The 15,720-nt window shown below is 35.2% G+C and carries 9 protein-coding genes; 1 reads left to right on the top strand and 8 read right to left on the bottom strand.

Features of this window, described 5'->3' with window-relative positions; all coding sequences use genetic code 11:
• Positions 1-25 precede the first annotated feature (25 nt).
• The 8 genes from BM383_RS03030 to BM383_RS02995 form a co-directional block, all read right to left on the bottom strand.
• Positions 26-919 (bottom strand): LysR family transcriptional regulator, encoded by an 894-nt coding sequence (locus BM383_RS03030; protein WP_093022828.1) that lies wholly within the window; start codon positions 917-919, stop codon positions 26-28.
• Between the two features lie 183 nt (positions 920-1,102).
• On the bottom strand, positions 1,103-3,454 hold the full coding sequence (bglX, locus tag BM383_RS03025; protein WP_093022826.1) for a beta-glucosidase BglX: 2,352 nt from the start codon (positions 3,452-3,454) through the stop codon (positions 1,103-1,105).
• Positions 3,451-4,245, bottom strand: a complete 795-nt coding sequence (locus tag BM383_RS03020; RefSeq protein WP_093022824.1) for a carboxylesterase family protein — start codon at positions 4,243-4,245, stop codon at positions 3,451-3,453. The genes bglX and BM383_RS03020 overlap by 4 nt, the downstream gene beginning before the upstream one ends.
• Complete coding sequence (locus BM383_RS03015; RefSeq protein WP_093022822.1) at positions 4,238-5,614, bottom strand: glucoamylase family protein; 1,377 nt, start codon at positions 5,612-5,614, stop codon at positions 4,238-4,240. Before BM383_RS03015 ends, BM383_RS03020 begins: the two co-directional genes overlap by 8 nt.
• Positions 5,614-6,990 (bottom strand): glucoamylase family protein, encoded by a 1,377-nt coding sequence (locus BM383_RS03010; RefSeq protein ID WP_093023440.1) that lies wholly within the window; start codon positions 6,988-6,990, stop codon positions 5,614-5,616. The genes BM383_RS03015 and BM383_RS03010 overlap by 1 nt, the downstream gene beginning before the upstream one ends.
• Positions 6,991-7,081: 91 nt before the next feature.
• Positions 7,082-8,482, bottom strand: coding sequence for a RagB/SusD family nutrient uptake outer membrane protein (locus BM383_RS03005; protein ID WP_093023438.1), 1,401 nt, complete (start codon positions 8,480-8,482; stop codon positions 7,082-7,084).
• Positions 8,483-8,507: 25 nt separating this feature from the next.
• Entirely contained in the window at positions 8,508-11,624 is a 3,117-nt protein-coding gene (locus tag BM383_RS03000) for a SusC/RagA family TonB-linked outer membrane protein (RefSeq protein ID WP_093022820.1), read from the bottom strand.
• A gap of 230 nt (positions 11,625-11,854) precedes the next feature.
• A complete protein-coding gene (locus tag BM383_RS02995; RefSeq protein ID WP_093022818.1) occupies positions 11,855-14,599 on the bottom strand; it encodes a helix-turn-helix and ligand-binding sensor domain-containing protein in 2,745 nt (914 codons plus the stop codon).
• A 145-nt stretch (positions 14,600-14,744) separates the two neighbouring features.
• On the opposite strand from BM383_RS02995, the gene BM383_RS02990 reads away from it, so the two are divergent.
• Positions 14,745-15,608 carry a sigma-70 family RNA polymerase sigma factor gene (locus BM383_RS02990; RefSeq protein ID WP_093022816.1) on the top strand — a complete coding sequence of 288 codons (864 nt, stop codon included), beginning with the start codon at positions 14,745-14,747 and terminating at the stop codon, positions 15,606-15,608.
• Positions 15,609-15,720 lie beyond the last annotated feature (112 nt).

Here is a 15,720-nt window from a genome sequence, read left to right as displayed (position 1 = left end):
AGAAATCACAATTTAAAATAAGATATTACCTGAAGTTATAGCTAGATGAAAATTCTGTGAATAACCTTACCAAATAATTCATTTCAGCTTGATTGGTTACAAAGTAAAAATTTCGTTCAATGGTCAAATTCTCTACTTCAAGTATCGTAACTGTTTTTTGTTTCAATTCATTTAGAACGGCATATATGGAAAGAAAAGCTAGGCTATCTGAATTTAAAATATATTGTTTCATACTCTCAGAACTACTTAATTGCATAAGCGTTTTTAACTGAGAAATCTTCATTGATTTTTCTACCAATGCATGCGCAATTACTTCTAAAGTCCCAGATCCTGGTTCACGTATCAACAAAGGTAGTTGCTGCAATTCCTCTAAAGAAATGATCGCTTTTTCACCTAATGGATTCGCAGTATTGACAATTAAAACAATTTCATCTTTTAAAAATTCTTGATATTGCAATCCGGCAGCTTTTGAAAATCCTTCAGTAATTCCTAAATCAATCTCCTTGTTTTGAAGTGACTTTTCAATTTGCTCTGTATTGCCAATATGTAGTTGCAAATTGATGTCTGGATATTCTCTTTGAAAATCTGGTAAGACCAGTGGTAACACATAATTTGCAATCGTAGTACTTGCTCCCAAACGCAATGTTCCCGCATGTTTATTTTGCTGCGCATGAATATCAATCTCCAATTTTCGGTAAGTATCGAAAATTTCTTCAGCATATTTCAGTAATATTTCACCCGATGCGGTGAGCGAAATATAGGTTCCGTTTCTATGAAATAATTTGGTATTAAAATGATTTTCTATCTCTTTGATGTGCTTGGTCACCGCCGGCTGGGTAATAAATAATTCGCGTGCAGCTCTGGTAAAATTGAGATGCTTGGCGACTGTATAGAAAACTTTTAATCGAAAATCGAACATGAAGTAAAAGTACTGTATTCTTTTTAATCTATATACTTCATAAAAAAAGAGATTCGGCGCAAACCGAATCTCTTAACATTAAAAAACCCTTAAAATAACTCTATTCACAAAGTATAAATAACTTATATAGATTTGGCTTCACAAGCCCCATCCTAAAGCAATTTTGCTCAGCCTAACTAAAAGTTATTTCAATGTAAACGATTTTTTCATTTCGGTATCAGAATTAGTTCCTACGAAAACTTCGAATTCACCCGGTTCTGCAACGAAATCTAAGTTATAATTATAAAATTTAAGATCCTCAGCAGTTAACGTAAAAGTCACTGTTTTGGTAGTTCCTTTCTTGATCATTACTTTCTGAAATCCTTTTAATTCTTTTACTGGTCTGGTAACTGTTCCTACCAAATCTCTAGTGTATAATTGAACAACTTCTTTACCATCATAGTCCCCTGTATTTTTCACGTCTACAGAAACTGTAATACTACCATTCATTGGTAAAGTGGTGTTGCTAATTTGGAAATTACTATACTCAAAAGTGGTATAACTTAAACCATAACCAAACGGATATAATGGTTCTATACGCTCATCTAAATAGTTAGAACGGAATTTTTCAAAATTTCCTTCCTTATTAGATAATGGCCTACCTGTATTTTTATGATTGTAAAACAATGGAATTTGACCTTCTGTTCTTGGGAACGTAGCCGTTAATTTTCCTGAAGGGTTTACATCTCCAAAAAGAACGTCTGCAATAGACAAACCAGCTTCACTACCCGGAAACCATACATTTAAAATTGCAGGAACTTTTGCTTCTTCTTCTACCAAAACCAAAGGTCTTCCTGTAAACAGAACTAAAACTACTGGCTTTCCGGTTGCCAACATGGCATCAAGTAAATCTTCTTGTGCTTGGGGAATTCTGATATGGGTTCTGCTTGAGCTTTCTCCACTCATTTCTGCTGATTCACCGATGGCAGCTACAATGACATCTGCTTTCTTGGCAACCGTAATAGCCTCATCCAACATTTCTTTATCTGTTCTACCATCACGTGGAATAGTTTTTCCAAACATGGTAGCATTGGTTTCAAATTCTTTATCGTAAGAAAGATTGCTTCCGCGAGCATACATGATTTCTGCTTTATCACCAGCAACTTCTTTTAGTCCTTCTAAAAATGGAATTGATTTTTCCTGATCTGTAGAAACACTCCAAGTTCCTGCCATGTTCACCGCATTGTCGGCTAATGGACCAACCAAAGCAATGGTTCCTTCTTTTTTCAATGGAAGTACTTGACCTGCATTTTTTAACAATACTGTAGACTCAGCTCCAACTTTACGTGCAAAATCTCTATTTTCTTGCGTATAAACTTCGGTTGCTGCTCTCTCTACATTACAATATTTATAAGGATCTTTGAACAAGCCTAATTCATATTTTGCTTGTAAAATTCGCTTCACAGCCAGGTCAATTTCGTCTATAGAAACTTTGCCTTCTTCTAAAGATTTCTCCAAAGTACCTAAGAAACCTTCACCTACCATATCCATATCTACACCAGCTTTTAATGCTAATGCCGAAACAGTCTGTAAATCTCCCATTCCATGAGCTATCATTTCTGGAATACCGGTATAATCGGTCACTACAAAACCATCAAAACCCCATTTATCTCTTAATAAATCGGTTAATAGCCAGCGGTTTCCGGTTGCAGGAATTCCATCAACTTCATTGAAAGATGCCATAGCAGAACGCGTACCAGCATCTACCGCAGCTTTATATGGCGGAAAGTACTCATTGAACATTCTAATTCTACTCATGTCTACCGTGTTGTAATCTCTACCCGCTTCAATAGCGCCATACAATGCAAAGTGTTTTACACAAGAAAGAATGGTATTTTCTAAAGTAAGATCGTCTCCTTGATATCCTTTCACCATGGCAGCAGCAATTTGGCTACCTAAATACGGATCTTCTCCATTACCTTCGGAAACTCTACCCCAACGTGGATCTCTAGAAATATCTACCATCGGAGAAAACGTCCAGTTGATACCATCGGCACTTGCTTCTTGTGCAGCAACACGGGCTGTTTGTTGAATCATCTCCATATCCCATGAAGATGATAACCCTAATGGAATTGGAAAAGTAGTTTTATAACCATGAATTACGTCCATACCAAAAAGTAATGGAATTCCAAGCCTACTTTTTTCTACAGCAATTTTTTGAACTTCCTGAATTTTTTCGGCTGTTTTTATATTGAAGAGACCACCTACTTTTCCTTCCTCAATCATCTTAGCTACATTAGAACTTTTTGCTTGCCCTGTAGTAATGTCTCCTGAAGAAGGAAGATTTAATTGTCCTAATTTTTCCTCAAGCGTCATTAAGCTTAAGATAGAATCTATCTGCTTCTCAAACGGACTTTGGAAAGAAAGCGTTGCTACGGGTTCGGGTTTTGTAGCAGACGCTTTCTGTACTTGGGGGGAAGAAGCATCTTTCACATTAGAACATGAAGCCAAAATGGCTCCGGTAGTCACTAAAGTAATTACTCTTTTTAATCTCATTTTGTTGTATTTATGTTTGTTGTATTTTTATTTGAAAATAGCCATGATAGCAACTTGGGTTGATGAAAAGTAGCATCCCAGCTGTTATGGTTTGCATCTTCATATAAAGTATATTGCGGAAATCCTCCATCTTTCAAGATTGCCGAAACCATCTGTAAAGAATATTTAGGATCTACAACATCGTCTTTTGCTCCATGAAATACCCAAATAGGTAAATGATCTGCATAAGCCTTTGCCGTATTTGGATGCGCACCACCGCAAATAGGAATTGCTGCTGCAAACATATTTGGATTTCTAAAGATCATTTCAAAAGTTCCCATTCCGCCCATGGACAATCCCATAATATATACTTGATCTTTTTGAACGTACTCTTGCTGAATAGTTTCTTCCATCAACTTGGTTACAAGTTTTAATGCTGTAGTTGGTTCTTCGCCATCTTTAAAATCTAGCTTCAAAGGATAAGAAGATCTGTCTACATCAACATTCGCCCAATAATCCTCTTTTGGACATTGCGGAAAAATTACAATTGCAGGATATTTTGTTCGAACTGAATCTGATAAAAACAATGAGCTACCATGCGTTAATTGAGCTTTATTATCATTCCCGCGCTCTCCGGCTCCATGTAAAAATAACACTACCGGATACGTTTGTGTTTCAGAAAAATTTTCAGGATATAAAATCTGATACTTTAACGTGTCTTTCCCAGAAATATATTGCTTTGGTTCAAAGGTATCTTGCGCTTGCAAACTACCAAAAGCAAATAGAAATAAGAAGAATATTAATTTATTCATAGCTAAAACCTAAATTGGTTAATCCGTTTTGGATGTCTTCATTCTGCATAAACAAATCCCATAACAAGCCAGATCTATAATTTTCAATCATAATTATTTGTGGTCCTTGATCTATGGCTAAATATGCTTCGGCAACCCAAAAGTTATAATGCGGGCTGAAAGCATCATAAAACCCAGCTTCACCAGTTAAAATATCATCATACAAATAAAAATAGTGCATTGCGGCCAAGGATTCTTCCGGAGTATATGGGATAGAACTTATGGCTGCAGTTGGAGAAACAATACCCAAATCATTTGTTGGTGTATGTGCTGAATACCCCAAACTACCATCTGCGTTTCTGGAATAACTTGCAGTTAATCCCCAAAAGTCTTCGCCATAATGCGTATAACCCATCGGATTTTCTACGCAGTACAAATAATTGATCATGGAATGGTTTACATTCACATTCCAATAATTTGCATACGAGTCTGATAAATTTCTTGGATCTAAACCCAAATAAGAATAATGAGCCCAAAATAATGGACCTCCATAACTTTCATTTCCTTGATGTTTTACCAACAAAGGATAATCATATTGCACGTTTCCTGAAACAATAGTACCACTGGAAGCCCAACCTTCTGTATATACTTGTGAATCTATGGCATAATTAGGCGATGATGCTGCCATTACGTACGTAATTAAACACTCATTATAGCCAGTAATGGGTAAATTCATTGCCCAACCATTGTTTGGTGACCAATGCCAGTATAAGATATTTTGATTTTGCGTAAACCAATTCCATTCTACACCTTTCCACAATTCATCTGCTTTATTGGCTAGTGCTATTTCTTCTTCAGTTCCTGATTTGAAATATTCCTTTATACAGATTAATCCCTGTGCCAAAAATGATGTTTCTACTAAATCTACTCCGTCATCATTTGTACTAAATGGTAGCACAGCTCCTGTTTCACCATGTAACCAATGTGGCCAAGCACCATGAAAACGATCGGCATTTTCAAGAAATGTAAGTAAAGTGTTTAATCTGGTTACAGCTTCAGATCTGGTTACATATCCCCGTTCTACACCTACCAAGATTGCCATTAAGCCGAATCCGGTTCCTCCTGTTGTAACAACATGTGCATCTTGCGATGGGTTTGCCGCTACATAGCGCTCACGAGCTCCACCAGAGTTGCTCTCTGCTAAATCCCAGAAATACTTAAAGGTTTCTTCTTGAACATAATCCATTAAATCTTCATCAGAAATCTCTGGATCCGGTGTTGGTGTTACCGGATCCGGTGATTCCTCTACCTGAGCAACATTTTCATCTTTGCTACAGGAAAAAAATGAAAGGGAAACAAAAAAACATGTTATGTAAACAAATAACTTCATTAATTAAAATATGTGCTTTTGAAGCCTAAACGTTTTAGCCCATTTTGAACATCATCGCGCTTCATAAATAAGTCCCAGAAAATCCCAGAACGATAATTTTCAATCATTACAGGAATTGGACCTTGATCTATAGCTAAATATCTTGGCGTATACCAATCAAATTCATCACTATAAGCATCATAAGGGCCATACTTTCCTACTAAACTATCTGCATCTTTATATAAATATTCAATCATTTGCATACTTTCTTCCGGCGTGTAAGCCATAGAAGACAATGCAGCAGTTGGAGAAATCACACCCAAATCATCACCAGGGCGATGTCCGTGATAACCGTTGATAGAATAACTAGACGTGAAACCCCATTGTTGCTTCCCGTAACCTTTGAAATTCTTTGGATTATCTAGTGCATATTTATAATGAATCAATGCTTGATTCTGAACTAATTTCCAATAATCTGCATAAGTATCTTCTAATCCTTTTGGACTTAAACCTGTATAGGAATAATGAGCCCAAAATAACGGGCCAATTGGAGCATCTGAATGTTCAAAATAATCAAGCTCTGTTTTTAAACCATAATAAGTAGTATCTTTTGCGATGTCGCCACCACGAGCCCAACCTTCATGGTAAACTTTTGGATCTATAGCATGTGTTCTTGATGAAGCTGCCAAAACATACATTACCAAACACTCGTTATAGCCACCGACAGGAAAATTCATTTCCCATTTATATTCTGGGGACCAATGCCAGTAGAGTACATTTTTACCTTGAGTATACCAATCCCACTCTACTTCGTCATACATTTTTTCTATTCGGTCTGATATTTTTTGCTCTCGTTCAGAACCATCTTTAAAATATTCTGAAACGGTAAGTAATCCTTCTATAAGAAATGCAGTTTCAACCAAATCTCCACCGTTATCTTTTTTTGAAAAAGGCTTTACTTTTCCTGTTTCACCAATCATCCAGTGTGGCCAAGCTCCGTGAAAACGATCTGCTGTTTCCAGAAAATTTAGAATGGTTTCAAAACGCTCTACCGCTTGTTCTCTGGTAATAAAACCACGTTCTACTCCAACAATAATAGCCATAACACCAAAACCAGAACCTCCGGTTGTTACTGTGTTAGCATCGTTTTGAGGGTAAACTCCATCCATGTGAATGCGTTCTCTGGCTAAACCAGAATTTGGTTCGGCTCCTTCCCAAAAATAGTTGAAGGTTTGATACTGCAACGTATCTAAAAGTTGGTTATTAATAATTGGGGCTTTTGTATTTTCAGAAACTTCTTTGGGGGACAACAAAGTTTCCTCAGCTTTCTTAGACTTTTTACAGCCTATTAAGAAAATGAAAATGAAGCAAAAAGCTACTACTTTTGTATATTTCATTTGTTTGTTTGCATTTAGGGCATTCACTATATAAATTGGAAAAAAACTGCAGCCGTTACTAACTGCAGTTTTGTATCACAACTAACTATATTTACCAACCCGGATTTTGTTCCATTTCCGGAGTTTGTATTAATTGATTGTTTGGTATTGGAAACAATTCATGCTTACCGGTTACAAATGTTTTTCCATCTGCTGCCATAGCATCTGACGCTTGTCCTGTTCTTACTAAATCAAACCAGCGGTCATGTTCAAAAGCTAATTCAAGTCTTCTTTCTTTCCAGATATCTTCCAAAGTTGGATTACTAATATCATCAAGATTCACTCTCTCTCTCACTTGATTTAAAGGTTCTGAGCCATCCATACCCAATTCAACAGCCGCTTCGGCCTTGATAAGTAAAATTTCAGCATAGCGAAGCATTCTAACATTTTTATCTGTATCTTCTGCTCCACCATTTGCACTGGAATAGGCTTTTTCACTGTACATTGGATTTTCTGGGTTTGAGATAATTACAGTACCATCCCATAAAGTTTCACCAGGAAAAATAATGGTTGCATCTCTACGAATTTCATCGCCTTCTTCATTAAAGGCATCCAAAAGATTTTGAGAAGGAATATTGAAACCCCATCCAAACTGACCACGAACTCCTTGCGTTTGTGAGTACTGTTGTACGCCGTGTGCTATAGACTCTCCTCTTCCTTGTACTTCAAAAATAGATTCAACTCCATTTTCGGTATCTGCATGCCACAGTGTAGAGTAGTCTGCCGCTAAACTATATTCTCCAGAGTTTATTACATTATTGGCCATATCATATGCCTCCTGATACTTTTCTTCATAAAGGTATACTTTGGATAACAATGCTTGAGCAGCTCCTTTTGTTGCTCTACCTAAATCTTCTGAATCATATTCACTTTTCAATGGCAAGGCATCAATAGCATCTAATAAATCTTGCTCTATGAAAGCGTATACATCTTCTTTTGGCTGTCTGATTACATAATCAATATGTTGTAAAGGAACATCCCCAAAAGATCTTACTAACCAGAAATAGTTTAAAGCTCTAAGAAATTTAGCTTCACCAATCAATCTGTTTTTATAACTTTCATCAGTTATGCCATAGTTTTCGGTATAATCAATAGAAATGGTAGCTCTACCAATGGTTTTGTACCAAGTTTGCCACACTCCTAAAACAGAACTGGCACTAGCTGTAAAAGTTAAGTTATCTAATACGTCTTTGTCTGAACCAGTATCTGAAGCAGAACTTCCTTTGTCTGCATTATCAGAAATAATTTCGGTTACACCTAGATATGAAAAAGCATACGTCCAGTCTGTTAAATACCCATAAACTCCGTTAACCATTTGTTCTGGTGTTACGGTTTCGGTATCCGCAGCCTCATAACCATCTGTCTTATCTACATCTAAGAAATCTTCGTTACAGCTTACCAATAAAAGCGCGGAAGCCATAATGGATAGAATACTTTTATTTATAATTTTCATTGGATTCTTCTTTTTAAGTTTTTTTTTATAAATCAACGTTTACACCAAACATGAATGTTTTGGTATTTGGGTAAGCTGAAAGTTCAATACCTCCTGTTCCTGCAGCTGTTCCAGAAATTTCCGGAGTAAATCCGCTATACTTTGTAAATAAAAATGGATTTTGTGCTGTTGCATAAATTCTAATTCTAGAAACTTCTTTGATCACATCTCTTAGGGTATAACCTATGGTCATGGCATTGATTCTAAAATAATCTCCATCTTCTAAATAGTAGCTGGAAGCATATGAATCTCTTGCTGCACCAGGGTTTGTATTGGTAGATCCTGCTCCTGTCCAACGATCTTCAAATACGTCCGCAGCAATATTTTCTCCTCCGTTGATACGAACACCTTTCAAAGCATTATATACTTTGTTTCCTCCTGCTCCAAATCCATCAACAGAAAGATCCCAGTTTTTATAGTTCAAAGTAACATTTAAACCTACATTATAAGTTGGCAAGTATGATCCAAAGAATTTTTTATCATTGTCATCAATAACACCATCTCCATTCTGATCTTTATATCTTAAGTATCCTGGCATTGGAGTACCGTAATGAGCGTTGCTATCAATTTCATCTTGTGTTTGCCAAACTCCATCGGCTTCCCACATCCACCAGCCATATAATGACTCGCCTTCTTGTAATCTTTTTGTAATTTGACCATTACTCAAGCTTCCTCCTGTTTGTCCGTCATATGCAGATTTTACATTTTCTACAGTATTTTTATTTGTAGAGAAGGTTGCTCCTACACTATAAGAGAAGTCTTCGTTCACACTTTCTCTCCAAGTTAGTTCAAATTCCAAACCTTTGTTAGAAATTTCTGCTCCATGATCATAATAAGAGTCTACTGATTCTGATGTATAAATTGGTGTTACATTTAGAATTGCATTATCAGTATTTCTATTGTAATAGTTTACAGCACCACTCAACTTAGAATTGAACATTGCAAAGTCAAAACCTAAGTTAGTTTCCTCTGTAACCTCCCAAGAGATTGGATAAACATTGGCTCCTAAAGCAGCTCCGTATGTCAACGTTTGAGATGGTCCAAATACATAATTCACATTATTGTTAGTTGCACCGGTATTGGTTGTGAACGAACGAACGTTGAAAGGTACATCTGAATTACCCATTCTACCCCAACCAGCTCTTAGCTTTAAGAAGTTTACAAACTTTACGTTTTCAAAAAATTGCTCATTAGATAACGCCCATCCTAAACTGAATGATGGAAAGTTTCCAAAATAGTCTGTACTAGAACCTGCTTCTGATTCATTTTTAAATGTGCTTACTCCGTCACGTCTAAAGTTTGCTTGTAAGTAGTATTTAGAATCATAGTTATATTGAAGTCTAGCAAAATAAGATAATTGCTTATACGGAGTTCCAATAGTTTGCGTAATTTGTTTTTCAATTTCATCTCCAGCAAAATTCATACTCCAATATTGCTCTTTCTGAGGAACATTATACCCCAACATATAAATGGTCTCTGATTTATCCCTCATACCTCTGGTAGTACCTAAAGTCGCATTTACGTTATGCTTATCATTAAAAACTTTATTAAAAGTTAAATACGTATCCCAGTTATAGGTGAAATTTTCATATTTGTTATAAGCTAGACTATTATCTGCATACGTAGTTGACGTTGGGTTATTTTCTTGGTTCGTATCAAAATCTGATTCAGACAAATAAGGGTAACTTGTTAACCATTGATTTCTAATATCGTTGAAGATACGTTGATTAGAAAATGATTTTGTTCCTGCAAATCTAGAAGTCAACGTCAAATAATCTGTCACTTTTAAATCAGCTTGAAACAACGCTTGAAGATCGATACCTGTATTCTTCTCGTTGTTATAATACACTTGAGAAACTGGGTTTCCAATAGAATTCAATTGTCCTCTTGTTTCACCAGCTCCAACATCATAGGTAGCAATACCCGTAGACTGATTCCAAAACGGTTGACCAAATTTCCCATCAGGATAGTAAACAGGAACCACCGGTGCTTGACGATAAGCAGAATTAAATGAACTAAAAGGTTTTGGAGTACTCTTTATGAAAGACGCACTCATGTTAGAAGTTAATTTCAATTTATCATTGAAGAAATCTGCGGAGTTATTAGCTCTAATTGTATTACGAGAATAGTCATTGTTTTTCAAAATTCCATCTTCGTTATAATTACTATAGCTCATATAGTAGCTCACATTATCCGATGCTCCAGAAAGGGTTACCTCGTTGTTGTTTACAAAACCAACATCGGTTAGTGCATCATACCAATCTGTATCATACGGCTGATCTTCAGATAAAAATGCTGTTGCTCCTTCAGAAGTCAAACGCTCATTAAAATACGTCACGTACTGACTTGCGTTTGCCATTTCAACAGGATTCAACATACTTTTTGCTCCGTAATAAGTATTTAAACCTACTTTCATTTTACCCGCTTTACCTTTTTTAGTGGTAATAATAACTACACCGTTTGCGGCGTCCATACCATAAATTGCAGCAGAAGCAGCATCTTTTAAAACGTTCATAGATTCAATATCTCCAGGGTTAATGTTAGAGATATCTCTTGTTTGAATACCATCTACAACGTACAGTACATTTGTACCACCAGCAGCAGTACCTGTACCACGAATAATAATGTTTGGAGTTGCTCCAGGAGCATTGCTATTCACAATATTTACCCCAGACATTTTACCTTGAATAGATTGTGTTGCATTTACAGCAGGTTGTTTGATAAGGTCTTCAGCTTTCACACTAGAAACTGCACCCGTAACATCTGCTTTCTTTTGTGTACCATATCCGATAACAACTACTTCATCTAATTGAGATGCTTCGGGTTGTAAAGTAATGGTAAGGTTTGTCTCAGAACCCACAGTCAATTTTTGAGACTGGAATCCTAGATAACTAATGTTTAAAACATCTCCCTCTTCTGCTTCAACAGAAAACTTTCCGTCGAAATCTGTAATGGAATATGCGTCTTTACCTTGTACAGTAACATTGGCCCCTGGTAAAGGCATGTTATTGTCATCATAAACAGTTCCGGTAATAGTAGTTTGTGCTACCATACCCACTGTAGAAAGTAAAAATAAAACCAGAAATAAAGTTTTAATTTTCATTGCGTATAATATTTGTTCTTGATTTTCGATGTAAAAGTATCACGAAAACACGAAATCGTTTTAGACGTAGTAACCTTAAAAGGGCTCATCAACTTAAACAATAATTAAAAAATTGATTTACAGCTCATTACATATTAAATAATTCACTATGAATTTAAAATTTTAACATATTGATGTAGTGATGATGTGGTGTTATTTACGAAAAATTAAACTACAATATTGAAAAATATTTAAAATGACAGTAGATATTTTGTCAAATCCTGTTCTTTGGATAAATCCAATTTTTTACGAAGACGATAACGATGTAATTCTACACCTCTGGTGGTAATACCCATTAATGGTGAAATCTCTTTTGACATTAATCCCATTTTAATGTAGGCACATAATTTTAAATCCTTGGAGGTTAACTTCGGATATGCTTTAATCAATTTTTTAAAGAAATCGTCATGGAGCTCATTGAAATTAGTTTCAAAAACTTCCCAATCTTCTTCATTACTTATAGCATCTGTAGTTTTTGCTATTAAACTTTTCACACGATATTCATTGACTGAATTATCTTTTATTCGTTTGAATTCATTTTTTAACTCTAGTAATAGCTCATTCTTTTTACTAATAATTAAGGTAGAATTCATAAGTTCTTTTTGTTTCAACTCTACCTCCTTGTGCAGAGCTACACGCTCTAACTCCGCTTTCTTTTTAGCCTCCTCTTCTTGCATTTTCAAGTGGAGTTTTCGCTGGTATTTTTGCATACTTCTTTTATTCAAATAAAATATCAAATAAATAAGTAAAACACTCAGTAGTATATACCCTAGAATCATTACTTCAGAAAGATACCAAGGAGGTAAAACCTTAAACGTGTAGGAAAGAATTTTATCATCGGAGTTTGGTAGTAAAACTTTTAAAATGTATTGACCATAGGTTAAGTTCTGGAGGATTACATCGCCATTCAATGTTTCACCGGTTTGATCAATTGGACCTTCGAGCTCGTATGTAAAATCTTCTCCGTCACCGTATGGAAACCCAAAAGACACTGTTAAGCTAGTGGCTTCATCAAAAGGTATTTCACTACCATTTTTTATTTGATACTCATGTTGATCTGTGTAAACTCTTCGTAGTGTAGCTATTCTTACTTCATCACTAATTCGTTCTTTTTTAAGCTCATTTAGATTTAAACTCGCAAAACCATCATTTAACGGAATGGAATAAATACTATCATTCTTCTGAAATATTTTTTCATAAAGAGGCGTAATTCTAGAAAGTAAATCGGTATTGGTTACCGCTAGTGCCAATTTCTTGCTTACAAATTGTAATTCATTTCTATCTGAATCAATAAACCAATATCTACCTTCATTATTGAAGATTAATTTATAGCCATTCAAATGCTTGTATTCATCGAATTCTATAATTTGATTCTGCTCTTTATTATAGGTAAACCATTTATTACTCACATAAAATACTATGTTATCATTTATTTTATGAATTCTAGTTTGATAATCTGTAAGCCGCACTTCATGATCATTAAACTTCAGCAGTTCAGCTTCCGTCATATTATCATTTAGAGCGATTCTGTACAAACCTTTATAAGGATGTGTAGCCCAAATGGTATCTTCTGCTTCAAAAACAATTGCGCTTACAGGAAAATCTACATTCCTAATTCTGCTAGTTTGCCATTGACCATTATAGTATGTCAATTTAGAAATACCAATATAGGTTCCCGCCAAATATGAGTTGGCTTCATTTGGAATTTTAGAAACGCTAAAAGTACCTTCTAAACCAGCAATAGGCTGAAAAGTTTTATTCTTAATTTGAAACAATCCATCATTATGCCCACATAATAACTTCCCGTCCACTAAAGTGAGAGACCAAACGTGTCCTTGGCTACCTTCAAGAAACTTCAACTGCTCATTTTCAAAATAAAAAACTCCGGTATTACTACCTAGATACGTAGTACCTTCAAACTGTTTAACATCGTAAACTGTTCCCAGCTGACCACTAAGATCATTGAAAAATGTGATTCCACTAGTGACATCCAATACAGAAATACCATTATCCTGAGCCACCCATAAATGATCTTTGCCACAGGCTAGTCCGAGGATTGTATTATTCTGCAATCCTAAACTTCTATTGAAATGTGTAATACTTTTTTGATTCAGATCATAAAAAACCAATCCATTTTTAATAGTTCCAAAAACCACTTCCGAACTATTTATAACGGCAATCTTATTTAACTGATCTTCTTCTAATATTTGATTTAATTCTGAACTCCACCTTGAAAGTTTTTTATTTCTGATAGAAAAAACACCATCATACTTAGATCCAATAATCAATTCATCTTTGGACAACAAAGCAATATCAGCAATAGACAAATCTGAAATTTCTTCTGAACCTTCCAACGGCAGAATTCTATATGTAGAAGTACAAGAATAAACGCCTCTGTTCTCTGTCCCAAGAATCAATTGATCTTCAAACGGAAAAATTTTAGTGATAATTAAATTAGGTTCTACAACCTGAATAGTTTTTCCATCATATATATAAAGAGCTCTAAAAGATCTAAATACTATTTTATTATTCCATTTAACAATCTCCCAGAATTCTTCGCTCTGAAATTCATAACTATTATCTATTAATGAAGTTAAAGATGTATACTCATACACTCCAAATTCGTTTTCTTTCCAATAACCAAATTCCTCATAAGAACCAGTATACACTCTATTATAATCTGACAATACGGAGCGTACAATGGTATTGTTTGGCAATTTCTTTAATTCCCAATGCTGACCGTCAAATAGCAATAAACCTTGATGATTCGCAACAAAAACATGTTCTTTATCATTTAAAGAAATACCCCAATTTTGATTTGCAGCTCCATATTCGTTTACCGCATAATTGGTTACTGGATACGTTTCTACTTGCGCCCTTAGCGTAGAACTTATAAGAAAAATTAAAATAAATATATAGGAATGAAATCTCATCATAGAATTAAATAATCTACAGTGCTAATGTAAGTTATTTTATGCCTTCAAAAAATAATCAAACTTTTTTGTAACATTTGGAAGCATTCATACGTATAACTAAAAGCGCACGCACTCAAACCCAAATTAAAAACAAGGACAAGTACATATGAGACAGCTTAAAATTACAAAACAGGTTACCAACAGAGAGACAGCATCATTAGACAAATACCTTCAAGAAATAGGTAAAGTTGATTTGATTACTGCAGATGAAGAGGTAGAATTAGCACAGCGAATCAAAGCTGGTGACCAAAGAGCACTCGAAAAACTTACAAAAGCAAACTTACGTTTCGTAGTTTCTGTAGCGAAACAATATCAAAACCAAGGGTTAACCTTACCCGATCTTATTAATGAAGGTAACTTAGGACTTATCAAAGCAGCACAACGTTTCGATGAAACACGTGGATTTAAATTTATCTCTTATGCAGTATGGTGGATTCGTCAATCTATTCTTCAAGCATTGGCAGAGCAATCTCGTATCGTACGTTTACCGCTAAACAAAATTGGTTCTATTAACAAAATCAATAAAACTTTCGCTTTCTTAGAGCAAGCACATGAACGTGTTCCTTCTGCAGAAGAAATTGCAAAAGAGCTAGACATGACTGTGAACGATGTAAAAGAGTCTATGAAAAACTCTGGTCGTCACGTATCTATGGATGCTCCTTTAGTGGAAGGTGAAGATTCTAACCTTTATGATGTTTTGCGTTCTGGAGAATCTCCAAACCCAGACAGAGACTTGTTACATGAATCTTTACGTACCGAAATTGAAAGAGCTTTGGAAACATTAACTCCAAGAGAAGCAGACGTAATTCGTTTGTACTTTGGATTAGGTGACCAACACCCAATGACACTTGAAGAAATTGGAGAAACTTTCGATTTAACTCGTGAACGTGTTAGACAAATCAAAGAAAAAGCTATTCGTAGATTGAAGCACACTTCAAGAAGTAAAATCTTAAAAACATATTTAGGTTAATTTTAAGTTTTCGTTTCATTTTTAAAAACATTGATATTAAAAATCTTTGTTTATATTTGTATGAACGCTTCTTAAAGAAGAAATATCTATTTAAAAATATATAAGACTACAA

The sequence above is a fragment of the Pustulibacterium marinum genome (assembly GCF_900116665.1).
Classification (GTDB): Bacteria; Bacteroidota; Bacteroidia; order Flavobacteriales; family Flavobacteriaceae; genus Pustulibacterium; species Pustulibacterium marinum.
The sequence above is the reverse complement of the archived record's forward strand: the minus strand, read 5'-3'. Positions and strand labels throughout refer to the sequence as shown.